The organism is Mycobacterium sp., assembly GCF_049683935.1.
Classification (GTDB): Bacteria; Actinomycetota; Actinomycetes; order Mycobacteriales; family Mycobacteriaceae; genus Mycobacterium.
Window position 1 is genome coordinate 1 of the sequence record NZ_JBAUJR010000234.1, and the last position, 23,444, is coordinate 23,444.

Sequence of the window (23,444 nt, forward strand, 5' to 3'; positions counted from 1 at the left end):
GCGCGGCTGTGCTGCTCGCCGACGACACGACCGAAAAACGCGCGCTGCTGGGGCGACTCGCCGAGGGTGCATCGGCAGCCGTGGTCGGACCCGGTGGCAACCGCCTCCGCGCGACACGATCCGGCACCGGCTGGACCGTCCGTGGCGAATCGCCGGCCATCCTGGGGATCTGCTCGGCGCAGGTGATCCTGGTTGCCGCCAACGCTGATCACGGCACTGTGTGGTTCGCCCTCGAGCCTTCTCATCCCGGGGTGGGCATCGAGGTGCTCAACAGCACCGACAAGACCACCGACGTGGGGGTGCTGCGGCTGAGCGACTATGTGTGCGAATCAGATTCGCTTCTGAACGGCATCGATGACGAACGCGCACACTGCTTGACGGTGGCCCTGACCGCCAGTGCCGCATCCGGCGCCATCCGGTGGTGTGTCGACGCCGTCACCGACCACCTGCGCACCCGCGAACAGTTCGGTAAGCCGATCGGCACGTTCCAGGCACTGCAGCACCAGGCGGCGATGCTGCTGGTGAACAGTGAGCTGGCGACCTCGTCGGCGTGGGATGCCGTCAGGTCGGCGTCGGAAGTGGTGTCGCAGAACCGCATCGCGGCGGCGGGTGCGGCCCTGATGGCGGTGGCCCCCGCGCCCGATCTGGTCCTGGACACGCTCACGATGTTCGGCGCGATCGGCTTCACCTGGGAGCACGACCTGCACCTGTACTGGCGGAAGGCCACCAGCCTGGCCGCCTCGATCGGGCCGACGCCGCGGTTCGCCCGAACACTGGGCGGCCTGACCTGCAGTGAAAGCCGTAATGTGGCAGTGAAACTCGGTGATGTCGACGCAGAGTTCCGGCGAGGCGTGGCTGCCGTTCTCGACGAGGCGCAGACGCTGCGCAACGACCGCCCCGGCCGGCAGGGCGACTACGAGAACCTCGCGTCCGGCCCTCAGCGCACCCTCCTGGCCGAAGCCGGCCTGATCGCCCCGCACTGGCCGCGGCCGTGGGGCGTCAACGCCACACAGCTGCAGCAGCTGATCCTCGACGAGGAGTTCGCTGCCCGGCCAGAACTCGTCAGGCCCTCCCTAGGTATCGCCGAGTGGATCCTGCCGACGTTGATCAGTTCGGCGCCGGAGCACATCCGACAGAAGTTCATCCCGCCGACACAGCGCGGCGAGCTCGGCTGGTGTCAGCTGTTCAGTGAACCCGGTGCCGGCTCGGATCTCGCTTCACTGACGACCAGGGCCACCAAGGTCGACGGTGGCTGGCTGGTCAACGGCCACAAGATCTGGACGTCCTCGGCGCATACCGCGGACTACGGGGCGATGCTGGCCCGCACCGACCCCGACGTAGCCAAACACCGCGGCATCGGCTACTTCATCGTCGACATGCGCGCGGCGGGCATCGAGCTGCAGCCGATCCGGCAGGCGACCGGGGAGGCGCACTTCAACGAGGTGTTCCTGACCGACGTGTTCGTCCCCGACGAGCTGTTGCTCGGCGGTCCCACCGACGGGTGGAGCCTGGCGATCGCCACGATGGCCCAGGAGCGAGTGGCGATCAGCGGCTACGTCAACTTCGACCGGGCAAGCATCCTGCGTCGGCTTGCCAACCAGGAAGGACCCGAGCAGGAATCGGCGTTGTCGGCGCTCGGTGCGGCCGATGCCTACGCCAATGCGATCAAGGTGCTGGCTGTGCGTGAGGTCATCCGACTCCTCGACGGGCAGATGGCGGGCCCGGCCTCCAGCATCGCCAAGGTCGCGATGAACGTGATGCTCCGCCGAACCTTCAAGGCCACCCTCGAGCTCACCGCGCCGGCGGCGCTGGTCGAGGACCCTATGCCGCCGGTACCAGCGATCATCGAGCCGTACTTCCACCTGCCCGCCGAGCTGATCGGCGGCGGCACCAAGGAGATCCAGCTCAACATCATCGCCCAGATGATCCTCGGGCTGCCCCGCAAGTGACGCGGGTGAATTCAACGAAAGTGAGTGCACATGGGGTTGCGCGGGGATGCCGCGATCGTCGGCTACGTGGAGTTGCCTCCGGAACGGTTGAACAAGGCGACCCCCGCCCCGTTCACGTTGGAGCAGTGGGCTGAACTGGGAGCCGCGGCGCTGGCCGATGCGGGGCTGCCCGGCGAGTCGGTCGACGGCATCGTCACCTCGCACCTGAGCGAGTCGGAGATCTTCGTACCGTCGACGGTGACCGAATACCTCGGCGTGCGGGCGAATTTCGCGGAACTGGTCGATCTCGGCGGCGCCAGCGCGGTGGGCATGGTGTGGCGCGCCGCGGCGGCCATCGAGTTGGGAATCTGCGATGTGGTGCTGTGTGCGATTCCGGCGCGCTACATCACCCCGACGTCGGAGAAGAAGCCCAAGCCGCTGATCGATGCGATGTTCTTCGGTGCGTCCAGCAACCAATACGGCTCCCCACAGGCGGAATTCGAGATTCCCTACGGCAACCTCGGCCAGAACGGACCCTACGGTCAGGTCGCCCAACGGTATGCGTCCGTGTACGGATACGACGAGCGCGCGATGGCCAAGATCGTGGTGGACCAGCGTTTCAACGCCAACCACACCGATGGCGCGATCTGGAAGGACAAGCCTCTGACCATCGAGGAGGTGCTGGCCAGCCCGGTGATCGCGGATCCACTGCACATGCTCGAGATCGTGATGCCGTGCGTCGGGGGCGCAGCGGTGGTGGTCGCCAGTGCCGACGCCGCGGCCCGCGCGAAGAACCGTCCGGTGTGGATCAAGGGCTTCGGGGAGCAGGTGCCCTACAAGACGCCGACGTACGCCGAGGATCTGCTGCAGACGCCGATCATCCGCGCCGCCGACACCGCCTTCGACATGGCGGGGTTGAGTCGCCAACAGATGGACATGGTCTCGATCTACGACTGCTACACGATCACCGTGCTGCTGAGCCTCGAGGATGCGGGCTTCTGCGAGAAGGGCAAGGGGATGGAGTTCGTCTCCGGGCACGACCTGACATTCCGCGGTGACTTCCCGCTCAACACCGCGGGTGGGCAACTCGGATTCGGGCAGGCCGGAAACGCCGGAGGGATGCACCACGTCTGCGACGCCACCCGGCAGATCATGGGCCGCGCCGGCGCCGCTCAGGTAGCCGACTGCAACCGTGCCTTTGTCTCCGGCAACGGTGGCATTCTGTCCGAACAGACGACTCTCGTACTGGAAGGGGACTGACGGTGAGCAGCGCGATGTTCCAGCGACCGATGCCGGTCAAAACTCCGACCAGTGCACCGTTCTGGGATGCGCTGGCCGAACATCGGGTGCTCATCCAATACTCGCCGTCGTCGCAGTCCTACGTGTTCTACCCGCGGGTGCGGGCGCCGAAGACGTTCGCCGACGACTTGGAGTGGCGGGAGATCTCCGGTATGGGCACGGTCTACGCCTTCACGGTGGCCCGCCGCCCCGTCGGTCCGCACTTCGCCGACGCCGTGCCCCAACTGCTCGCGATCGTGGAATGGGACGAGGGCCCTCGCTTCTCGACCGAGCTGGTCAATGTCGCTCCCGACGACATCACTGTCGGGATGCGGGTCAAGCCGGTGTTCTGCGACTATCCCGATCACGACGTGACGATGCTGCGCTACGAGCCGGCTGCGAGCTGAGGGCAATGACCGATATGTCCGACGTCGACGCCATCTGCGAGGTGCTGGTGCGCTACGCCACCGGTATCGACAGGCGCGACTGGCCACTGTTCCGTACGGTGTTCACCGACGACTGTGAACTCGACTACGGCGAGATCGGCGTCTGGCGAGGCGTGGACGCGGTCACCGAATTCATGGTCGCGGCACACGAGATGGCCGGCCACACGATGCACCGGATCACCAATCCGGCGGTCACCGTCGACGGCGACACCGCCACCGCACGCGCCTACGTCGACGCGCTGATCATGGCGCAGGACAACGGTTCCGGCGTCAATGCGGCAGGATTTTATGACGACGAGTTCGTGAGGACCGATGTGGGCTGGCGTCTGGCGAAGCGGCGCTTCACCGCGGTGCTGGTCCGGACGGTGGGTGGCTGAGTCAGCGGCCGGTGGTCGGCTCGTAGATCTCGGTGGCGTCGGTCCGGCCGCGCAGGCCGGTCTTGCCGCGGGGCACCCACCGGGACCGCTCGGCGGGGTCGGCCCTCTCGAGCGCGGCTCCCGAGCACAGTGCCCTGCCGTCGAACTCCTTGGCGCAATCGGCCAGTCGCGCCGCTTCGTTCACCGGGTCACCGACCACTGTGTACTCGTAACGGTTTTCGGCCCCGATGTTCCCGGCGAACACCGGACCGGCCGACACCCCGATACCGAAATCGACCGGCAGCCTGCGTAATTCCGAGGCCAGCGCGCGTGCTGTCGACAATGCCGCGGTAGCGGGTCCGTCGATCCGCAGCGGGGCGCCGAACACCGCCAGCGCCGCGTCTCCTTGGAATTTGTTGATCAGCCCGTGCTGCTCGTCGACCGCGGCCACCACGATCCGGAAGAAGTCGTTGAGGACACGGGCCACCTCATGCGGTTCGTGCACGATGGCCAGTTGTGTCGAACCGGCCAGGTCGATGAACAACACCGCGACGTCGCGTTCATCGCCGGCCGGCGACTCGTTCTGCTCGACGGCTCGGCGGGCGACTTCCTCACCGACGTGGCGGCCGAACAGATCGCGCAACCTGTCGCGCTCCCGCAGGCCTGTCACCATGCGGTTGAAACCGCTTTGCAGCCGCCCGATCTCGGACCACTCGTACACCTCGATGGTGCGGTCGATGTGGCCCCTCTCGACATCGGCCATCGCGTCGATCACCTGGTTGACCGGATCGGAGATCGACATCGACACCAGGATCATGGCACGCAGTCCGAGCACCACGGCCACCAGCGCCAGCACGATGAGCGCCAGTTCGATCGGAGCGGACTCGTCGAGCAGCCAGCCGTTCGAGCGCAGTATCAACAGCAGAGCGATGGCAAGTCCCGGCAGCGCCGTGCAGACGGTCCACATCAGCAGCAGTCGCGCGCGTACCCCCGGCGCGGCAGGGCGCGTGAGGTGGGCGGGCACCGCCGCCAGCACCGGGCGCAGGGTGCGGATCGTGAAGAGGAATCCGGTACACACCGTGGCGACGGCGCCGAACAGCATGGTCGAGGCGATGACGATGACAGCGACCGGGCCTGTGTCGAGGTAGAGCGGTACCTGGACGGCGGCGGCGACCGCCCAGGGCGCGATCGTGATCGCCGATTGTCGCCGCATCATCCTCGTCGCCGTGCGAAGTTGTGCGTCGGTCGGCGTCACGCCGGCGCTCAGCCAGGTGAGCGTGGGCCTGAGGATCAGGACCGCGCCCCCGGCGACGAAGGCGGTCCCGACCACGCCGACCACACCCAGTGTGAGGACGTTGGCGGAGGTGATCACACTCGGTCCGACGAGCGAGCGGACGATCAGCACCACCTCGGCGACCGTGAGCACATAGGCAGAGGTGAGACCTGCGGCATAACGGATCAGCAGGCGGCGTGGCCTCACACGGCCGAAGGTATCAGTCGCTGGCGGGCAGCGGCTTGGCTTCCTTGAGAGCCAGCGGGGTGGACCCGACGCTGAGGGTCCCCTTTCCGGCTTTGGTGACCAGTACTTCGGCGCCCGCGTCGTCGACGTAGCGCTTGCCCATCAGGTTTCCGTCGGCCAGCGCGTCGTCGAGCGACAGCCCGGCGTCGACCTCATCGCCGATCGGGACCATCGGTGCGCCCCCCGCGCGGAGGTCGTCGAGGCTGTCTGCACTGCGCACCACGATCACCTGGGTGTCGCAGACCTGGCTCTGCAGGCGGCTGCCGTTCTTGATCATGCGGGCTCCTTGCTCGACGTCGAGTTCAGTTCGTGAACGAGTTCGCGGCGCAGCACCTTGCCGGTCGCGTTGGTGGGCAGTTCGGCCCGGAACACCACCCGGTCGGGGGTGCGGGAGCCACGCAGCTGCGAGCGGACATAGGTTCGCAGATCCTCGACATCGGGTTCGGCGTCCGGCCGGGGTACCACGACGGCCACGATGATCTGGCCCCACTCGGGATCGTCGGCGCCGACCACCGCACAGTCGCGCACGTGCGGATGCTCGACGAGCACGTCCTCGATCTCGGCGGGGGCGATGTTCTCCCCGCCGCGGATGATGGTGTCGTCGGAACGCCCGCCGATGAACAGATATCCCTCGTCGTCGAGATAGGCGACATCCTTGGTGGGGAACCAGCCCTGCTCGTCGAGCACCGAACCGATGTCGGTGTACCTGCCCGAAACCTGCTCGCCGCGGACGAAGAGCTCGCCGGCCTCACCCGCGCCCAGGACGGTGCCGTCCTCGGCGCGGATCTGCACCTCGATGCCCGGCACCGGTTGGCCGACCGATCCCAGGCGCCGGGCGGCCCCCTCGTCGGGTGCTCCCAACGCGGCGCGGTGATCGTCGGGGGTGAGCACGGCGATCGTGGAACTGGTCTCGGTGAGGCCGTAGGCGTTGACGAACCCGACCTCGGGCAGCAGCGACAGTGCCTTGCGGACCAGCGGCAGTGCCACCTTGGAGCCGCCGTAGGCCAGGGTGCGCAACGACGGCAGCGCCACCTTGTCGGCGTCGAGGACGGTGACGATCCGGTCGAGCATGGTCGGTACCACGGTCGCGGACGTGACGTTCTCGGTCCCCACCAGGCGCACCCACTCGGCGGCGTCAAAATGCCGCAGGTACACCATCTTCCGGCCCGCGTACAGGTTCGACAGGGCGGCGCCGACGCCGGCGATGTGGTAGGGCGGCACACAGATCAGGGCGGCATCACCGGGGTCAGCCGAGGCGAACTCCACGGTGCCGGTGACATAGCTCGTCAGGTTGTTGTGGGTGAGTTCGACAGCCTTGGGCTTGGAGGTGGTGCCCGAGGTGAACAGGACCACCGCCACCGCATCCGGATCCGCGAACTCGGCCGCCGGTTCTGCCGTGCGGGCGGCGTCGAGGAGTTCACCCGAACCCATGGTGCGGTAACCCCCGCCGACGGCGTCGCGGTACTCGTCGTCGACCACGACCAGTGGGTCGGGCAGACGGTCGAGCAGTGCCCGCAGGCCGTCGGTGGACAACCGGTAGTTCAACGGGGTGAACGGCACCGCCGCGCGCGCGGAGGAGAACAGCAGTAGCGGCAACAGCGCGCCGCCGGTGCCGACATAGACGACGTGCCGTGCGCCGGAGGCCGCGATGATGCCTGCGGCTCCGTCGGCCAGCGCACTCAGTTCGTCGGTGGTGAGCCGGACATCGTCGGAGACCACCGCCGTCCGGTCCGGCTCGGCCGAGGACGCCATTTCCAACAGCAGCGAGATACTCATGACTTGTCCAGGAAGATATCCCACATCGGGTCGTCACCGCCGCCGTAGCGCGACAGGTCGCTGACCCCGGCGGCGGTGAGGACGTCGGCGTCGATGAAGCACTCGCCGTTGACCTCGGCGGCGGGCCTGGACAGAATCGCCACCGCCGAGTCCGCCATGATGTCGACGCTGCGCGAGGCGCTCACGAGCGCGTCGCCGTCGGCGAGGTTGGTCACCGCCGACGTCGCGATGTAGGTCTGGGGCCACAGACAGCAGAACCCGATACCGGTCTCGGCGTACTCCGTGGCCCATCCGAGGCTCAGTAGCGTCATCCCGTACTTGGACAGCGTGTACGCCGGGTGCGCGCCGAGCCAGTACGGGTTCATGTTCAACGGCGGAGAGATCGTCAACACCTGCGCGTGCGGGGATTTCTGAAGATGCGGCAGCGCCGCCTTGGTCAGCAGGAACGTGCCGCGGACGTTGATGTCCATCATCAGATCGAACTTCTTGGCGGACAGATCCTCGGTGCGATCGGTCGCGATGGCGCTGGCGTTGTTCACGACGATGTCGACGCCGCCGAAGCGTTCGACCGCTGCATCGATGGCGCGCTGCACGTCCTCTTCCTTACGGACGTCACCGACGACTGCCAGGCCCGTGCCGCCGGCGGCTTCGACCTCGGCGACGGCGGTGTGCACGGTGCCGGGAAGTTTCGGGTGCGGCTCCGCGGTCTTGGCCAGCAGCACGACGTTGGCTCCCAGCTTCGCAGCGCCCAGCGCGATGGCAAGTCCGATCCCGCGGCTGCCACCGGACACCACCAGGGTGCGATCGGTGAATGATGACTCGCTGGACATAAGCCTCCTCGGCTGGCGGACCCGGATACCCAGGATAGTGCGGTTCTCATTTTAGGGGAATCCCATAATCGCTGTGTAGCGGGGCTTAGGCGGTTGGGTTCGCGGTGTCGCACCCGCTCCCGAGTGCATCTTTCCCTCAGGCGGTATTGGCATTCTCATTTTTTGCAAGTACGTTATCCCCTGATGACCACACCATCCAATCAGCCAGTGGAGACACCGTCCGGGCTCCCGTTGGAGCCTGTGTACGGACCGGCCGACCGTTCCGGCGACCAGCCGCCGCCGGGTACCTATCCCTTCACCCGAGGCAATTTTGCGTCCGGGTACCGGGGTAAGACGTGGACCTTTCGGCAGTACTCCGGCTTCGGGACCGCCGAGGAGTCGAACCGCAGATATCGCTATCTGCTCGCCCAGGGTGGCACCGGATTGTCGGTGGCGCTGGACCTTCCCACTCAGTGCGGTTATGACTCCGATGACCCCGAGTTCGGCGAGGAGGTCGGCAGGGTCGGGGTGGCGGTCGACACGCTCGCCGATGCCGAGGTGCTGTTCGACAGCATTCCCCTGGACAAGATCAGCACCAGCTTCACGATCAACGGCACCGCGGCGATCCTGCTGGCGTTGTATGTGGCGGCCGCCGAAAAAGCCGGGGTGCCAAGGGAAAAACTCACCGGCACCATCCAGAACGACATCCTCAAGGAATACGCGTCACGCGGCACGTGGATCTGGCCCCCGGAGCCGTCGCTGCGCCTGATCGCCGACACCATCGAGTTCTGCGCATCGGAGGTGCCGAGGTTCAACGCGATCTCGGTGGCCGGGGCGCACTTCCGCGACGCGGGCGCCAACGCCGTTCAGGAGATGGCGTTCACGCTGGCCGACGGCGTCACCTACTGCGACACCGTGGTCGAACGCGGTCGGATGACGATCGACAAGTTCGCGCCCCAGATCTCGTTCTTCTTCTACACCCACGGCGACTTCTTCGAGGAGATCGCCAAGTACCGGGCGGGGCGCAGACGCTGGGCGACGATCGTGCGGGAGCGCTACGGCGCGACCACCGACAAGGCGTCGATGTTCCGCTTCGGTTGCGTGGCCGGGGGCGCGTCGCTGTATGCACCGCAGGCCCAGAACAACCTGGTGCGGGTGGCCTACGAGTCGATGGCGGCGGTGCTGGGCGGGGTGCAGTCGATGTTCACCGCGGCCTGGGATGAGCCGTTCGCGCTGCCCAGTGAGGAATCGGCGACGCTGGCGCTGCGCACCCAGCAGATCCTCGCCTACGAGACCGGGGTCACCAAGGTGGCCGATCCGCTCGGTGGCTCGTACTTCGTCGAAGCGCTCACCGATGCCACCGAGGCCAAGATCATCGAGATCATGGACGATCTCGAGCAGCACGGTGGGATGGTGCGTTGCATCGAGGACGGCTATCTCCAGGGTCTGATCGCCGACGAGGCGTACAAGATCCACCATGAGGTGGAGTCGGGTGTCCGGCCCGTCGTGGGCGTCAACAAGTTCGTCGTCGACGAGCCCCCACCGGACATCGTGACCTACGAACTCGACGCCGAAGGCCGTGACCTGCAGCTCAAGCGGCTGGCCAAGGTCAAGGCCGAACGCGATGGCGTGGCGGTCACGCAGGCGTTGGCGGCACTGGCCAGATCCGCGGAGGGTGATGACAATCTGATGCACAAGCTGATCGACTGCGCCAACGCCTACTGCACCGTGGGCGAGATGGTGTCGACTCTGAAGTCGGTGTGGGGCGAGTTCCAGCAGCCGGTGGTGTTCTAGTGGCCACTCGAGTGTTGGTCGCCAAGCCCGGCCTCGACGGGCACGACCGGGGTGCCAAGATCGTCGCGCGAACTCTGCGCGACGCCGGATTCGAGGTCATCTACACCGGCATCCGTCAGCGCATCGAGGACATCGTGTCCATCGCCCTGCAGGAAGACGTTGCACTGGTTGGGCTTTCGATTTTGTCCGGTGCCCATGTCGCGTTGACCACCAGGACCGTCGACGCACTTCGGGCTGCGGACGCAGGTGACATCGCAGTTGTCGTCGGCGGCACGATCCCGCAGGGAGATGTCCAGAAGTTGTTGGACGCGGGCGCGGCCGCAGTGTTCCCGACCGGCACCTCGCTGGAGACCCTGGTGCGCGACGTGCGGGAGCTGACCGAGAAAGAAGGCGATCAAGAATGAGGCCGGGTGGGCGAAGCTGGGTGGGGGAGCGATGAGACTGGGCGTGATGATCGGCGCCGAGCGTGGCGACATGTCGCGCAAGGTGAAGAAACTGGTCGCCGACATCGAGTGGGCCGACGAGGCGGGCCTGGACACCGCGTGGATGCCCCAGGTGCCCGACGACTTCGACTGCCTGACGATGGTGGCGCTGATGGCGGCACACAGCTCCCGCATCGAATTGGGCACCGCAGTGGTGCCACTGCAAGCTCAGCATCCGATCGCGCTTGCCCGGCAGGCGCTCTCGGTGAACGCGATGGCGGCCGGTCGGCTGGCGTTGGGTGTGGGACCGTCACACCACTGGATCGTCAGAGACATGCTCGGGCTGCCCTACGAGAAGCCGGCGGGCTACACCCGCGACTATCTCGAGGTGTTGAATGCCGCGACCGCAGGCCCGGGTCCGGTCGACGTGGAGAACTCCTCCTTCACCGTGCACAACCCCACCGCCCTGGGCGCCGAACCCCCGATGCCGGTGCTGGTCGCCGCTCTGGGGCCGGTGATGCTTCAGATCGCGGGAGAACTGGCCGACGGGACCGTGCTGTGGATGGCCGACGAGAAGTCCATCGGTGAGCACATCGCGCCGAAGATCAACAAAGCCGCCGCCGAGGCGGGACGACCCGCACCGCGCGTCGTTGCGGGTATCCCGGTCTGTCTGTGCGCGAACTCCGAGATCGACGCGGCCAAGGACCGGGCCAACCGGATCCTGGCCGAGGCGGAGACGTCGCCCAACTACCAGAAGTTGCTGGACCGCGGGGATGCGCGCAATGTCGGTGACCTGTGCGCAGCCGGCGACGAGGACTCAATTCTCGCGCGCTTCAAGCAGTTCGCGGACGCCGGTGTAACCGATCTGTCGGTGCGACTGCTGCCCATCGGGGACACCCGAGACGAGCTCATCGCGTCGAAGTACCGCACCAGAGAAGTGATCGCTGAACTCGCCAAGGCGCTCCGGTGAGCGCGTGCGCGAAGAGCAGACCATGGTGAGTTCGCCGGGACCGCTGGCGGGCATCCGCATCCTCGAGGTCGGGGTCATGCTGGCGGGGCCGTACGCCACCATGCTGCTCGCCGATCTCGGCGCGGACGTGGTCAAGATAGAGCCGCCCGGGGGTGAGATCTCGCGGCAGGTCAGCGACAGCTACTTCGCCAGCCTCAACCGCAACAAACAGAGTGTGTGCCTGGACCTGCGGTCGGCTCAGGGGCGCGCCCGCTTGGGCGAGCTCGTCGCGGATTCCCATGCGCTGCTTGTCAACATGAAGCCGTCGGCGATCAAGCGACTCGGCCTGACCTACGAGTCGCTGCGTGAGTTCAACGAGCGCATCGTCTGTGTGGCGTTGACCGGTTTCGGCCTCGACGGCGGAGACGATCCCGCGTTCGCCTACGTCATCCAGGCGGCCACCGGGGTGGCCGCCATGACGGGTGATCCGCAGGGGCCACCGACCCTGCCCGGGTACTCATCAGCCGACAACTCGACCGGTCTGACAGCTGCCGTGGGTCTGCTGGCCAAGATCGTCTCCGGGCGCGGTGGTCAGGTCGACGTGTCACTGCGCGACGTGATGCTCTCCCAGCTCAACTACCGCGCCGCAGCGTTCCTCAACGACGGCATCGAGCCGCGCCGGTACCCTGACGGCGCGCACTCGTACTATGTTCCGGCGCAGCTGTTTTCGACTGCCGAGGGGTATCTCGCACTGTTCATCACCCACGACGCGTTCTGGGCGGCATTCGCGGCCGAAGCCGGCATCGAGGGATTCCCGACGATGGCCGAGCGCGCGGGTCGCCGTGACGAGGTGCTGGCGGTCGTCAGCGCCGCGCTGGCCGCCGACACCGCAGCCAACTGGGAAACTCGGCTGCGGCCGTTGGGAATTCCCGTCTCCGCTGTGCGCACCTTGCCGGAGGCGCTCGCCGCGACCCCGGAGGTGGTGGTCACCGCCGGCGACTTCGACCTGGTGGGCAGCCCGATCCGGATCGCGGGCTACGAACCCACCTACCGGCCCGCGCCGCGACTCGACGATCACCACGCCCTCGACGGGGGAGCGGTGCGTGCGAATCAGTCGTCGTAGTTGACCGTCACCGAAGGAGTGTCGGGAACGGCCTGGCAGGTGAGCACGTAGCCGTCTGCGACCTCGTCCTCGGTCAACGCGTCGTTGACCCGCATCGTCGCGGTGCCTTCGGTCAGGTGCGCCATGCAGGTTCCGCAGTTTCCCGCCTCGCAGGAGAAGGGCGGGCCCATCCCCGCCCGGCGGGCACTCTCGAGGAGCGTCTCGCCGGGTTTGGGCGAGACCGACGCGGTGCTGCCGTCCAGTTGGATGGTGACGGTTGCGGTGTCCGTCTCTGTCACGGTGCCCCCAGATCCCGGTGCTGCGGGTCGGTCATGTGACCCTCTTTCGACATTGTCATTCTGATAACAGGAGAATACTATTCTCCTGAACAAACGCTAGTCCTCTCGCACACATCATCCATGACTTCCGGAAGGGGCGCGCGCGACGTGAGTGAGCCGATGGCGCTCGCCTTCGAGGATCAGGAATACACCCTGACCGACCTCGACGCGCTGGCCGACGGGATGGCTCTGGTGCTCGCGCAGCGCGGCGTCGGCCCGGGTAGCCGGGTCGCGGTGATGTCGTCGAACCGTCCGGAGTTCGTGGTCGCGCTGCGCGGGATCTGGCGACTGGGCGCCGCCGCGGTGCTGTTGAGCCCCGCCTGGAAGCAGGCCGAGGTGAGCCATGCGCTGTCGCTGACCACGGCGTCGCACGCGGTCGGCGATCATCCGGTGCTCGCCGAGTTGATGCCGATGGTGCACCTGGACGACCCGATCACACCGGCGCACCGTCGGGCGGCAGCGGTCGACCCCAGCACAGACGGCGACGCGGTTTTTGTGTTCAGCTCCGGAACCACGGGCATGCCCAAGGCGGTGCGTCACACGCACACGTCGTTGGCGGTCGCGGTGCGTCACTGGCGGGGCGCACTGCAGTTGTCGGCGACCGACCGGATGCAGGTGATGACGCCGCCGTCTCACATCCTCGGTCTGCTCAACATCGTGACGGCGCTCGACACCGGGTCCTGGATCCGGCTGCACTTCCGCTTCGATATCGACACGATGCTTCGCCACATCGAATCCGACCGCATCACCATCGAGATGGCGGTCGCGCCGATCGCGCTGGCGCTGTCCGCGCATCCGCGTCTGGAGTCCTACGACCTGTCGTCGCTGCGGTACATCATGTGGTGCGCCACCCCGGTCACGCAGAGTGTGGCCGACGCCGTCACCGAACGGTCCGGCGTCTCGTGGGTCACCGCGTACGGGGCCAGCGAATTGCCGGTGATCTCGTGCAACACGATCGAGGGTGCGCGGCTGGACACCGTCGGCCGGCCGGTGCCCGGGGTCCAGGTGCGGATCGTGTCGCTGGACAGCGGCGAGGCGCTGGAGGTCGGAGCCGAAGGGGAGATCCAGGTGCTCTCGGAGTCGGTGATGGCCGGCTATCTGCCTGTCGACACGACAGCCGAGATGTTCGCCGACGGTTGGTACCGCACCGGCGATGTCGGTTACCTCGACCGGGACGGGTGGTTGCGGATCACCGACCGCGCCAAGGAGATGATCAAGGTCCGCGGATTCCAGGTCGCTCCGGCGGAGATCGAGGCGGTGTTGCACGGGCACCCCGCCGTCGCGGACTGCGCGGTCTTCGGGGTGCCCGACGGGGCCAATGGCGAGGCCGTGGTGGCCGCCGTGAGACCCGTCATGACTGTGGATCCCGACGTGCTGGTCTCGTTGGTCGCGGACCGGTTGGCGTCCTACAAGCGCCTGAGTCGAGTGTTCTTCGTGTCCGAGATACCCCGTCTGCCGTCGGGGAAGGTATTGCGCCGAGTGCTGAAGGAGCGTCTGTGGACGTCCGTCTGACAAGTGAACAACAACAGTTGAGGGACTCCGCGGCCAAGCTTGCCGACGACCTCGGTCCGGGGTCGGTCGCCGATCTCGACGACGAGAGTCGGGTGACGCGGCTGGAGAAAGCCGTGGACGCCATCGGCTTCCGGACACTGCGCTCCGACGGTGCCTCCGGTGTCGAGGTCGCAATCGTCGCGGAGGAGTTCGCCCGCGGTCTGGTCGACGTGCCGTTTCTCGGTCCGCTGCTCAGCGACGATCTGAACCGTCGGCTCGGCCACGAATCAGCCGCAGCCGCTCAGGTTCTCGAATCGGTCGACCTGACGGGAAGCCTGGCCGGAGTGGTCGAGTCGCCGCCCGGCCTCAGCGACCTCTCCGAGGAGGACGCGGACCGGTGGCGTGCGCTGGCGCTGACAGTGACGTGCGCCGACCTGGTGGGCGCCGCACGCGGCACCCATGCGCTCGCGTGTGAATACGCAAAGGTCCGCGAGCAGTACGGTGCCACCATCGGTTCCTACCAGGCGGTGGGGCACCTACTGGCCGAGGCGTTGGCTCTGATCGAGGGATCGATCAGCGTGTCCCGCCACGCCGCGTGGGCTGTCGACGAGCTACCTGTCGCCGAGGCGCTCGAGGCCGCGCGCGTCGCCAAGATCTACTGCGCGCGTGCGGCGTTGACCGTGTGCGAAACATCGATTCAGGTGCACGGTGGCATCGGCAACACCTGGGAATGCCTGGCGCACGTGTATCTACGCCGGGTGCTTGCCGCCACCGAGACCTGGCCCGTGAAGTTAGAGGAGCTGACCATTGGACTTTCGTGATTCCACCGAGGAGGCCGCGTTCCGGGACCGGTTGCGCGGCTGGCTGACCGAGCAGAAGGGCAAGTTCCCGACCTCGGGTGACGAGTACTGGGCCAAAGCAGGCGAGTGGCACCAGGCGCTGTTCGGGGCCGGGTTCTTCGGCACCTCATGGCCCAAGGAGTACGGTGGCCAGGACCTGCCGCCGGTTTACGACGTGATCGTCGACGAGGAGATCGCCAAGGGCGGCGCGCCGGCGCGCCCGAGCCTGGGTTATCTCGTCGTCGGGTTGAGCCACCACGGCAACGAGGAACTGCGACAACGGTTTCTACCGGGAATGATCAACGGCACCGAGCGCTGGTGTCAGGGTTTCAGCGAACCCGGCGCCGGGTCGGATCTGGCGTCGCTGACGACGACCGCCACCCGTGACGACTCCAACCCCGACGAGTACGTGATCCATGGGCACAAGATCTGGACGAGTTACTCCGACGTCGCCGACTGGTGCCTGGTGCTGGCGCGCACGGACAAGAACGTGCCCAAACACAAGGGCATCTCGGCGTTCATCGTCTCGATGCACCAGCCCGGGATCGTGCAGCGGCCGCTGAAGATGATCAGTGGGGTCACCAGGGAGTTCGGGCAGGTCGAGTTCGACGGCGCCAGGGTGCCCATCGGGAACATGGTCGGCGCGCCCGGCGAGGGTTGGAAGTTGGCGATGACCGTGGTCAGCCACGAGCGTGAGCCGTCGACGCTGGGGTTCTCGGCGCGCTACGGCAAGCTGGTGCGCCAGTTGGCATCTCGCTCCGAGGACGCGGCGCCGGATGAGCTGTCGTGGGCCTGGGTGCAGACCGAGATGCTGCGGTTGCACGTGCGCAGGCGACTCTCCGAACAACTCGACGGACTGACTCACGGACCGCAGGGTTCGCTGGACAAGCTGCTGATGACGTGGGTCGAGCAGTCCGTCGGACATGCGACGCTGGCTACACTGGGCACCAAGGACCCGGAATTGTTCGATGCCTACATGTACAGCCGAGCCCAGAGCGTGATGGGTGGCACGTCGCAGATCCAGAAGAACATCATCGCTCAGCGGATTCTCGGGTTGGGAGCCTAAATGTACGACATGCCAGACGAAATCGATGTCCGCGCCGACGGTGGTCTGCGGATCATCACCCTGAACCGGCCCGATGAACTCAACGCCGTCAACGATGCGCTGCACGTTGGGCTGGCCAAGGTGTGGGAGGCGCTCAACGAGGATGCTGACGCCCGGGCCGCGGTGATCACCGGTGCGGGCCGGGCGTTCTCGGCCGGCGGTGATTTCAACTATCTCGACGAACTGCGTGGCAACGAGGCCCTGCGCCAGAAGACGATCAAGCACGGCCGGGACCTCGTCGTCGGTATGGTGCGGTGCCGCATCCCGGTGATCGCCGCGGTCAACGGCCCGGCGGTGGGTCTCGGTTGCAGCCTCGCCGCGCTGTCCGACATCGTCTACATCGCCGAGAGCGCCTTCTTCGCCGACCCGCATGTCCAGATCGGTTTGGTCGCCGCCGACGGTGGCCCGCTGGTCTGGGGTTCGCAGATCAGCCTGTTGCAGGCCAAGGAGTTCGCGCTGACCGGGGTGCGGATCAAGGCCCAACGGGCAGTCGAACTCGGTCTCGCGAACCATGTCGTCGCCGATCCGCTGGCCGAGGCGACCGCGTGTGCGAAGAAGATCCTGGAATTGCCGCAGCAGGCCGTCGAGGCCACCAAGCGGCTGATGAACATCCAACTGGAGCGGTCGGTGATGGCTTCGCTGGACTACGCGAACCTCGCGGAGTACGTCTCGTTCGGCACCGCCGACTTCAACAAGATCGTCGACGGGCTGATCGCCAAGCAGACGTAACCTTGCACCGCGGAATAGCATTCCTGGTCGTCAGAGCGTGAGATTCACAGCCCGGAACGCTATTCCGCGGCGACGGATTCCGAGCGTTGGATGGTGCCGGTGATGCCGTCGGCGTCCTGCTGTGCGAGCAGCAGCGCGGCCTCGGCCATCGCTTCGGGCGGTTCGACCATCTCGGGCGGGATCTCGAGGCCGCCACCGCCGGCCTGCCAGCCTTCGGTCAGCACCACCCGGGACGGGCTCAGGCAGTTCACCGCGATGTTGTCGGGCTTCAGGTCGGCCGCCAGCCCGAGGTAGAGCCGTTCGGCGGCGGCCTTGGACACCCAGTAGGCGTTGGCACCGTGGTCGGTCATCGCGACGCCGGTCGTCGTCACAACGATCAACGATCCGCCACCGCGGGCGCGCACATGCGGGATCACGGCCTTGGTGACGAGGAAGACGCCGGTGGTGTTGACGTCGAGGCACAGCTTCCACCGCTTCAACGGGGTGGATTCGATCGGACCGAGCCACAGCACACCCGCGTTCGCGACGAGGATGTCGATGCCGCCGAACTCGGCGACGGTCGCGGCGACCGCGCCGTCGACGGATTCCTCGCTGGTGACGTCGCACACCAGCGGCAGCGCCTGTCCACCCGCGGCGGTGATTCGGTCGGCGACCGATCCGATGGTGCCCGGCAGCCTGCCCTGCTCTTCAGAGCGGGCGGCCACGGCCACCGAGGCGCCCGCGCCGGCCAGCGCACACGCGATGGTCGCGCCGATGCCACGACTGGCACCGGCGACGAACGCGACCCTGCCCGAAAGGACGCCTGTCACTTCGGTGGGAACCGGAGCGCTCCGTCGAGGCGGATGATCTCGCCGTTGAGATAGTCGTTTTCGATGATGCTCTGCGCGAGTTGCGCGTACTCCGTCGAGCGCCCCATTCGCTTGGGGAAGGGCACCTGCGGGGACCAGTACTGCTCGAGTTGGTCGGCCGCCTTTCCGTATGCGGGGGTGTTGATGGTCCCCGGCGCGATGGTGACGACGCGAATTCCCAGCGGCGACAGATCACGTGCGGCGACGAGCGTCATCCCCAAAACACCGCCCTTGGCGGCGGCGTAGGGGAGCTGCCCGATCTGGCCCTCGTAACCCGCAATGGAGGCGGTATTGATGATCACGCCGCGGGCGCCCTCGTCGAGCGGCTCCGATCTGGCGATCGCGGCGGCCGAGAGCCGCATGATGTTGAACACCGCGGTGAGGTAGAACTCGATGGTGGTCTTGAAACCGTCGAGGTCCAACGGCGATCCGTCCTTGCCGACGAGACGCCCGCCGCTGGCGGGGCCGCCGTGCGTGTCGACTGAGATACGCAGCGGAGCAAGGGATTCTGCCTCGGCGATCGCCGCGTTCACAGACTCCTCCGAGGTGGCGTCGGTGCGGATGTAGCGCACGCCGAGTTCGGCTTCGAGCGCCTTGCCCTTGTCGTCGGCCATGTCGGCGACGACGACTTTGGCACCCGCCGAGTGCAGCCGGCGCACCGTCGCTTCGCCCAGTCCTCCTGCGCCGCCGACGACCAGGGCCGAACTACCGGTGATCTGCATGTGCGTCCTCCTTGAAACTAACACTCTCAGTGAGAGAGAATAACATTCTCAGAACCGGCATCAACGTGTGAACAGTGAGGAATCCCGCTGCGTAATCTGTCTGGAGTGACCATCGACGAGCTCATCGCGGCAGCGGTAGCCGGCTCTGCTCGGGCGACCGGCCGACTGCTCACCCTGGTCGAGGGTCCGCGTCGGCACGACGTGCTCGCTGCGTTGGGAGACGTCGGCCCGGCGCGCGTGGTCGGCATCACCGGACCGCCCGGCGCCGGAAAATCGACGACGGTCGGCGCCCTGGCGGGCGCCTACCGCGCCAAGGGCATGCGGGTCGCGGTGCTCGCCGTCGATCCGTCCTCGCCCTACAGCGGTGGCGCGCTGCTGGGTGACCGGATTCGGATGGCCGCCCACATCAACGATCCCGACGTGCTGATCCGGTCCGTGGCGGCGCGCGGGCATCTCGGCGGCCTCGCCGCAGCCGTACCCGCAGCCATCAGACTCCTGACGGCGCTGTCCTATGACCTGGTCGTACTCGAGACCGTCGGCGTCGGGCAGTCGGAGATCGAGATCGCGGCGGTCGCCGAACCGACCGTGGTGATCCTGAACCCCGGCGCGGGTGATGCGGTGCAGGCCGCCAAAGCGGGGCTTCTCGAGGTGGCCGACATCGTCGTCGTGAACAAGGCCGACCGTGACGGTGCCGACCAGACGGTGCGTGATCTGCATGCAGAGACCGAGGCGCCGATCCTCAAACTTGTTGCCGCACAAGGTGAGGGCATCGGCGAACTGGTCGATGCGATCGACGCGTACCACCGGACCGACACGGCGCCTCGGCGGATCGCCCGCGCGCGTTCTCAGATTCTGTCGCTGGCGCAGACGCGGCTGCGAAGCCACCCGGATCTGGAGCGACTGGCGCAAGCCGTCGCCGACGGCCGCGACGATCCCTACACCGCCGCGGAGCGACTCTTCGGTGCTGCTGCCGAATCCTGACCCGACTCAGGCAGATCCAGCATGCGGCGCGTCATCTGCGTCAGCTGGGCACGGAGCGTGGGGCCGTCGAAGTCGGCGATGAGCGGGTGCATGACCGCGACACTGATCGCGCTCGACAGCATCGCCGCGTGGAACCGTGCCTCGACACCGGCCTCGGTGCCCAACAGTGCGGCGTAGAGGCGCTCGATGAATCGTTGGAACGGTTCGTGTTCGGCCTGTAGTCGGATGATCACCGGATCGAACTGCAGCACGCTGACCACCCCGCGGCGTTCGATGGCCTGGTCGATCATCCGGGCGAGGAGAACTTCGCGCGCTTGTACCGGGTGCCCCGCGGCCTCAGCAGCTTCGACCGCATCCTCCAGTGTGGCCATCTCCCGCTCGGTGATGGCGACGACGATCTCCTCCTTGGTCTTGAACTGCCGGTAGACGGCGGCCTTCGTCACGCCCATCGCGTCGGCGATCATCTGCAGTGACGTCCCACTGACGCCGTGCTCGGCGATGAGTTTCAACGCTGCGTCGAGCACCCTGGTCTGCGCGGCGGTGCGCGTGATCGCGCCGAACCGCATGTCGGAGGGGGTGGACGTCACAGCGACGAGGGTAACCGACCGGCAACCGTCGTCGCCGAGTTGTCAGGACACCGATGTGCCGGTGGCGGCGGCGTGCCCGGCCCGGTAGCCGAACACCATCGCCGGACCGAGCGTTCCGCCCGCGCCGCCGTAGGCCTTCCCGGTGGCTCCCGCCATGGCGTTGCCCGCTGCGAACAGACCGGTGATCGCGGTGCCGTTGACATGGAGGACGCGGCCGTCGCGGTCGGTTCGTGGGCCGCCTTTGGTGCCCATGGCGCCGATGGACACCGGTACCGCGAAGTACGGGGCGGTGTCGATGGGGCCGAGGGTCCTTCCGGCTGGGGTGGTCGCCTTGTCATCGCCCCAGTAACCGTCGTATGCGCTTGCGCCGCGGCCGAACTCGGGATCGACCTCGCCGGCGACGGCGGCGTTCCACGCGTGCAGCGTCCGTCTCAGGCCGTCGGCGTCGATCCCGGTCTTGTCGCTGAGTTCGTCGAGATCGGTGGACTGGCAGAACCAATCGGGGATGGGTCCGTCCGGATCGACACCGAGGAAGCCGTAGTGCTTGAGGTGCAGCGAGTCGAACACGATCCAGGCCGGGTCGTTGGCGTACCCGAGTCTGGGGTCCAGGAAGTGGAACGGACCCGCCATCGAGTTGTATTCGCCCGCCTCGTTGAGAAACCGGTTGCCGGCCCGGTTGACGATGATGCTTCTCGGGCGGGTGCGCTCGAGTCGGACGCTGCGACTGCGGGGGTGACCGGCGAACGTGTCGCCGGGGATCTGCACGATGGGAACCCACCACGCCTCGCCCATGTTGGCCAGGTCGGCGCCGTGTGCCATCGCCATCCGCAATCCGTCGCCGGTGTTGGTGGGTGGGGATACCGCGCCGCGCATCGGACCCCGCAGATACGCCTCGACCAGACGGTCGTCCCACTCGAAGCCGCCGGTGCCCAGTACCACGCCGTGGCGCGCACGCACTCGAAACTCTCTTTCACCCTGAGCGATTCGAACCCCGACGATCCCCAGCGGATCAGCGATCAGCTCGACTGCACGCGAATCGGTCTGGGGGACCACCCCTGCGTCGAGCAGCCCCTTCAACAGCCCGGCGATCAATGCCGTCCCGGCCACGCAGAAGTCGCCGGACATGTCCTCGACCGAGGCGTGGATGCGAGCACGCGTCTCGGCGTCGATGCCGACATTGCTGAAATCGGCGGGGAAGGAGGTGATCCGGTTGCTCCAGTCGCCGAGACGCGACAGGTCGAAGGGCCGGGCGTTCAGTGACCGTCCGCCTGCCGGTTGGCCGCCCGGTAGTTCCGGCTTGTAGTCCGGGAACCCTGCGGCAACCTCGAACTCGAGCTCGCTGTGTGCCTCGACGAAGTCGAGCATCGCCGCCCCGGTGCCGACGAACGTCTCCACGAGTTCGTCGTCCAGGTAGCCGAGGGACTGGGCGCGCAGGTAGGCCATCGCATCCTCGGCGGTCAGCTCACCGTCGGAGGACCGGCGGTGGGCGGGGATCCACACGATCCCGCCGGACACCGCGGTCGTCCCGCCAACGGTCGCTGCTTTCTCGTACACCGCCACCGAGGCGCCGTTGACCGCCGCGGTCAGCGCTGCGGTCAGCCCCGCGCCGCCAGTGCCGAGCACGACGACATCGACGTCGTGGTCCCAATCGGTCACCACTGTCTCCCTCCGGTCATTCCCGCCCTCAGCTGAGGAGAGCCGATAATTCGTTGGCTGCCTTGATGACTGAGTCGCGACCCTGTACGACGACGTCTTCACGATGTGAGATCAGGTTGATGCAGGTGGGCGGCGACGGTGGCCTACGGCGCACCGGAACCGCCAGGCCGAAGGTGTTGGGTTCGATCTCGCCGTGGGTGATCACCCAACCCTGCTGGCGAGCCAGTGGCACCAGGGGGCGTTCTGCCGGGCGTGGCGCCATGCTCGCCAGCAGCGCGATTCCGGCGGCGCCGCGCTCGAGCGGGTATCGGCTGCCCTCGTGGAACGACAGTTGGTAGAAGACGTTGGTGGGGACCATGACCGCAACCGCGACCTGCTGATCGCCCTCGGCCACCAGCAGTGACACGGTGGTGCCGAGTTCGTCGGCGAGACCACGCAGGGTCGGCACACACAGCTGGCGGACGTTGTTGTCGAACGAGGCACCGAGCACGGCCAGTGCTGCGGCGGAGCGGTACCGGCCGTCCTCACCTTTGGCCACGAACCGGAACTGGGCCAGCGTGCTGAGGAGTCGGTAGGCGATCGTGCGGTGCACCCCGATGTCGTCGGCGACCTGGGTGACGGTCAGTCCTGTGGGCGAATTGGCGACCAACTGCAGAGCGCTCAGACCCCGGGCCAGCGTCTGCGATCCGGGTGCACCGGGGGTCGCAGCAGGTGTCCCCGGTTCGACGAACGGTCGAGTCATGCGGGCCTTCCTTGACAGGCGCACTCATGAGAGTGATGCTCTGACTATATTGCACGTAGATGTGCGATAAATGAGCAGAGTGCTTACAACATACGAGAATTCGATTCTCGCCGTCAAGGGCTGAGGCGAGGTCCGAACACACGGAAAGGGGCGCGGGGTGGCGGAGTTCGAGAGCGTGTGGAGCGACCTGCAGGGTGTCGCGTTCTCCCAGGGTTATCTCGACGCCGGGGGCATCCGTACCCGCTACCTGCACGCCGGTGACCCGCACGATCCCGCGCTGGTGCTGCTGCACGGGTCGGGGGGCCACGCCGAGGCCTACGTCCGCAACCTGCAGGCGCACGCCGAACATTTCTCGACCTGGTCGATCGACATGCTCGGCCACGGGTACACCGACAAGCCGGGACATGACCTCGAGATCAGGCACTACGTCGAGCATCTGGTCGCGTTCCTCGACGCGATCGGAGCCGACCGCGCCGACATCAGTGGTGAGTCACTGGGTGGCTGGGTCGCCGCCCGCATTGCGGTGGATCACCCGGAACGGGTGCGGCGCCTGGTGCTCAACACCGCCGGCGGCTCGCAGGCCGATCCCGAGGTGATGAAGCGCATCGTCAGTTTGTCGATGGCCGCGGCGGAGGATCCGACGTGGGAAACCGTGCAGGCACGCATCAAATGGTTGATGGCCGACAAGTCGAAGGACTACGAGGACATCGTCGCCAGTCGGCAGCGCGTCTATCGGCAACCCGGGTTCGTGTCCGCGATGAAAGACATCATGGCGCTGCAGGATCCGCAGATCCGCGCGCGCAATCTGCTCGGACCCGACGAGTACGGCGCGATCACCGCGCCCACCCTCGTGTTGTGGACCAGCGACGATCCCACCGCCGATGTCGACGAAGGTCGCCGCATCGCCTCGATGATCCCCGGCGCCCGGTTCGAGGTGGTGCCGGGATGCGGTCACTGGCCGCAGTACGAGGATCCCAAGACGTTCGACCGGCTGCATCTGGACTTCCTGCTGGGGGTGCGATGAGCA

24 protein-coding genes are annotated in these 23,444 nt (G+C 67.0%); 14 read left to right on the forward strand and 10 right to left on the reverse strand.

All coding sequences use genetic code 11. The features are described from left to right. The 4 genes from WA965_RS13415 to WA965_RS13430 all read left to right on the forward strand — a co-directional run. A partial coding sequence (locus tag WA965_RS13415) for an acyl-CoA dehydrogenase family protein (RefSeq protein ID WP_526447623.1) occupies positions 1–1,949 on the forward strand: 1,949 nt, incomplete at its 5' end. Between the two features lie 30 nt (positions 1,950–1,979). Beyond that, positions 1,980–3,188, forward strand: coding sequence for a thiolase family protein (locus tag WA965_RS13420; protein WP_526296769.1), 1,209 nt, complete (start codon positions 1,980–1,982; stop codon positions 3,186–3,188). Positions 3,189–3,202: 14 nt separating this feature from the next. After that, a complete protein-coding gene (locus WA965_RS13425) occupies positions 3,203–3,613 on the forward strand; it encodes a Zn-ribbon domain-containing OB-fold protein (protein WP_526296855.1) in 411 nt (136 codons plus the stop codon). Positions 3,614–3,627: 14 nt separating this feature from the next. Continuing rightward, on the forward strand, positions 3,628–4,029 hold the full coding sequence (locus tag WA965_RS13430) for a nuclear transport factor 2 family protein (RefSeq protein WP_526296857.1): 402 nt from the start codon (positions 3,628–3,630) through the stop codon (positions 4,027–4,029). A gap of 1 nt (position 4,030) precedes the next feature. On the opposite strand, the gene WA965_RS13435 is transcribed toward WA965_RS13430, so the two are convergent. The 4 genes from WA965_RS13435 to WA965_RS13450 are packed head-to-tail and all read right to left on the reverse strand — an operon-like array spanning position 4,031 to position 8,133. Beyond that, positions 4,031–5,488: an adenylate/guanylate cyclase domain-containing protein gene (locus WA965_RS13435; RefSeq protein ID WP_526296771.1), complete on the reverse strand. Its 1,458-nt coding sequence runs from the start codon at positions 5,486–5,488 to the stop codon at positions 4,031–4,033. Positions 5,489–5,501: 13 nt separating this feature from the next. Next, positions 5,502–5,804: a hypothetical protein gene (locus tag WA965_RS13440; protein WP_526296773.1), complete on the reverse strand. Its 303-nt coding sequence runs from the start codon at positions 5,802–5,804 to the stop codon at positions 5,502–5,504. After that, complete coding sequence (locus WA965_RS13445; protein ID WP_526296775.1) at positions 5,801–7,303, reverse strand: class I adenylate-forming enzyme family protein; 1,503 nt, start codon at positions 7,301–7,303, stop codon at positions 5,801–5,803. The genes WA965_RS13440 and WA965_RS13445 overlap by 4 nt, the downstream gene beginning before the upstream one ends. After that, entirely contained in the window at positions 7,300–8,133 is an 834-nt protein-coding gene (locus WA965_RS13450) for an SDR family oxidoreductase (RefSeq protein ID WP_526296777.1), read from the reverse strand. The genes WA965_RS13445 and WA965_RS13450 overlap by 4 nt, the downstream gene beginning before the upstream one ends. Positions 8,134–8,316: 183 nt before the next feature. On the opposite strand from WA965_RS13450, the gene WA965_RS13455 reads away from it, so the two are divergent. From WA965_RS13455 to WA965_RS13470, 4 genes are read left to right on the forward strand one after another with little or no spacing between them, the layout of a single operon-like run. After that, positions 8,317–9,906, forward strand: coding sequence for a methylmalonyl-CoA mutase family protein (locus WA965_RS13455; RefSeq protein WP_526296779.1), 1,590 nt, complete (start codon positions 8,317–8,319; stop codon positions 9,904–9,906). Beyond that, positions 9,906–10,310, forward strand: coding sequence for a cobalamin B12-binding domain-containing protein (locus WA965_RS13460; protein ID WP_526296780.1), 405 nt, complete (start codon positions 9,906–9,908; stop codon positions 10,308–10,310). Before WA965_RS13455 ends, WA965_RS13460 begins: the two co-directional genes overlap by 1 nt. A 31-nt stretch (positions 10,311–10,341) precedes the next feature. After that, positions 10,342–11,298 carry an LLM class F420-dependent oxidoreductase gene (locus WA965_RS13465; RefSeq protein WP_526296782.1) on the forward strand — a complete coding sequence of 319 codons (957 nt, stop codon included), beginning with the start codon at positions 10,342–10,344 and terminating at the stop codon, positions 11,296–11,298. A 22-nt stretch (positions 11,299–11,320) separates the two neighbouring features. Next, entirely contained in the window at positions 11,321–12,400 is a 1,080-nt protein-coding gene (locus WA965_RS13470; RefSeq protein WP_526447629.1) for a CaiB/BaiF CoA transferase family protein, read from the forward strand. Here the strand turns inward: WA965_RS13470 and WA965_RS13475 are convergent. Further along, positions 12,388–12,678, reverse strand: coding sequence for a 2Fe-2S iron-sulfur cluster-binding protein (locus WA965_RS13475; protein ID WP_526296784.1), 291 nt, complete (start codon positions 12,676–12,678; stop codon positions 12,388–12,390). The genes WA965_RS13470 and WA965_RS13475 overlap by 13 nt on opposite strands. Positions 12,679–12,825: 147 nt before the next feature. On the opposite strand from WA965_RS13475, the gene WA965_RS13480 reads away from it, so the two are divergent. The 4 genes from WA965_RS13480 to WA965_RS13495 are packed head-to-tail and all read left to right on the forward strand — an operon-like array spanning position 12,826 to position 16,881. Next, on the forward strand, positions 12,826–14,229 hold the full coding sequence (locus WA965_RS13480) for a class I adenylate-forming enzyme family protein (protein ID WP_526296786.1): 1,404 nt from the start codon (positions 12,826–12,828) through the stop codon (positions 14,227–14,229). Further along, positions 14,214–15,029 carry an acyl-CoA dehydrogenase family protein gene (locus WA965_RS13485; protein WP_526296788.1) on the forward strand — a complete coding sequence of 272 codons (816 nt, stop codon included), beginning with the start codon at positions 14,214–14,216 and terminating at the stop codon, positions 15,027–15,029. The genes WA965_RS13480 and WA965_RS13485 overlap by 16 nt, the downstream gene beginning before the upstream one ends. Next, entirely contained in the window at positions 15,016–16,113 is a 1,098-nt protein-coding gene (locus tag WA965_RS13490) for an acyl-CoA dehydrogenase family protein (RefSeq protein ID WP_526296790.1), read from the forward strand. Before WA965_RS13485 ends, WA965_RS13490 begins: the two co-directional genes overlap by 14 nt. Then, positions 16,114–16,881, forward strand: coding sequence for an enoyl-CoA hydratase/isomerase family protein (locus tag WA965_RS13495; protein WP_526296792.1), 768 nt, complete (start codon positions 16,114–16,116; stop codon positions 16,879–16,881). Positions 16,882–16,940: 59 nt separating this feature from the next. Here WA965_RS13495 and WA965_RS13500 read toward each other — a convergent pair whose 3' ends face one another. Together WA965_RS13500 and WA965_RS13505 are read right to left on the reverse strand one after the other, a co-directional pair. Further along, positions 16,941–17,690 (reverse strand): SDR family NAD(P)-dependent oxidoreductase, encoded by a 750-nt coding sequence (locus WA965_RS13500; protein ID WP_526296794.1) that lies wholly within the window; start codon positions 17,688–17,690, stop codon positions 16,941–16,943. Next, entirely contained in the window at positions 17,687–18,451 is a 765-nt protein-coding gene (locus WA965_RS13505) for an SDR family NAD(P)-dependent oxidoreductase (RefSeq protein WP_526296796.1), read from the reverse strand. Before WA965_RS13505 ends, WA965_RS13500 begins: the two co-directional genes overlap by 4 nt. Before the next feature lie 105 nt (positions 18,452–18,556). Between WA965_RS13505 and meaB the strand changes: the two genes are divergently transcribed. Then, positions 18,557–19,432 (forward strand): methylmalonyl Co-A mutase-associated GTPase MeaB, encoded by an 876-nt coding sequence (gene meaB, locus WA965_RS13510; protein WP_526296798.1) that lies wholly within the window; start codon positions 18,557–18,559, stop codon positions 19,430–19,432. Here meaB and WA965_RS13515 read toward each other — a convergent pair. From WA965_RS13515 to WA965_RS13525, 3 genes are all read right to left on the reverse strand, one after another. Continuing rightward, complete coding sequence (locus tag WA965_RS13515; protein ID WP_526296861.1) at positions 19,387–19,998, reverse strand: TetR/AcrR family transcriptional regulator; 612 nt, start codon at positions 19,996–19,998, stop codon at positions 19,387–19,389. The genes meaB and WA965_RS13515 overlap by 46 nt on opposite strands. A gap of 63 nt (positions 19,999–20,061) precedes the next feature. Next, complete coding sequence (locus tag WA965_RS13520) at positions 20,062–21,675, reverse strand: FAD-dependent oxidoreductase (protein ID WP_526447625.1); 1,614 nt, start codon at positions 21,673–21,675, stop codon at positions 20,062–20,064. Between the two features lie 28 nt (positions 21,676–21,703). Further along, a complete protein-coding gene (locus WA965_RS13525; protein WP_526296802.1) occupies positions 21,704–22,417 on the reverse strand; it encodes an IclR family transcriptional regulator in 714 nt (237 codons plus the stop codon). Positions 22,418–22,574: 157 nt separating this feature from the next. Between WA965_RS13525 and WA965_RS13530 the strand changes: the two genes are divergently transcribed. Further along, complete coding sequence (locus tag WA965_RS13530) at positions 22,575–23,441, forward strand: alpha/beta fold hydrolase (protein ID WP_526296804.1); 867 nt, start codon at positions 22,575–22,577, stop codon at positions 23,439–23,441. The last annotated feature ends 3 nt before the right edge of the window (positions 23,442–23,444 follow it).

Bases quoted from the DNA above. Each gene is read 5' to 3' on its own strand.
- WA965_RS13455 (WP_526296779.1), top strand. From the start codon at position 8,317: ATGACCACACCATCCAATCAGCCAGTGGAGACACCGTCCGGGCTCCCG.
- WA965_RS13425 (WP_526296855.1), top strand. From the start codon at position 3,203: ATGTTCCAGCGACCGATGCCGGTCAAAACTCCGACCAGTGCACCGTTC.
- WA965_RS13445 (WP_526296775.1), bottom strand. From the start codon at position 7,303: ATGAGTATCTCGCTGCTGTTGGAAATGGCGTCCTCGGCCGAGCCGGAC.
- WA965_RS13505 (WP_526296796.1), bottom strand. From the start codon at position 18,451: ATGCAGATCACCGGTAGTTCGGCCCTGGTCGTCGGCGGCGCAGGAGGA.
- WA965_RS13495 (WP_526296792.1), top strand. From the start codon at position 16,114: ATGTACGACATGCCAGACGAAATCGATGTCCGCGCCGACGGTGGTCTG.
- WA965_RS13430 (WP_526296857.1), top strand. From the start codon at position 3,628: ATGTCCGACGTCGACGCCATCTGCGAGGTGCTGGTGCGCTACGCCACC.
- WA965_RS13450 (WP_526296777.1), bottom strand. From the start codon at position 8,133: ATGTCCAGCGAGTCATCATTCACCGATCGCACCCTGGTGGTGTCCGGT.
- WA965_RS13420 (WP_526296769.1), top strand. From the start codon at position 1,980: ATGGGGTTGCGCGGGGATGCCGCGATCGTCGGCTACGTGGAGTTGCCT.
- WA965_RS13470 (WP_526447629.1), top strand. From the start codon at position 11,321: ATGGTGAGTTCGCCGGGACCGCTGGCGGGCATCCGCATCCTCGAGGTC.
- WA965_RS13465 (WP_526296782.1), top strand. From the start codon at position 10,342: ATGAGACTGGGCGTGATGATCGGCGCCGAGCGTGGCGACATGTCGCGC.
- WA965_RS13440 (WP_526296773.1), bottom strand. From the start codon at position 5,804: ATGATCAAGAACGGCAGCCGCCTGCAGAGCCAGGTCTGCGACACCCAG.
- WA965_RS13515 (WP_526296861.1), bottom strand. From the start codon at position 19,998: ATGCGGTTCGGCGCGATCACGCGCACCGCCGCGCAGACCAGGGTGCTC.
- WA965_RS13525 (WP_526296802.1), bottom strand. From the start codon at position 22,417: ATGACTCGACCGTTCGTCGAACCGGGGACACCTGCTGCGACCCCCGGT.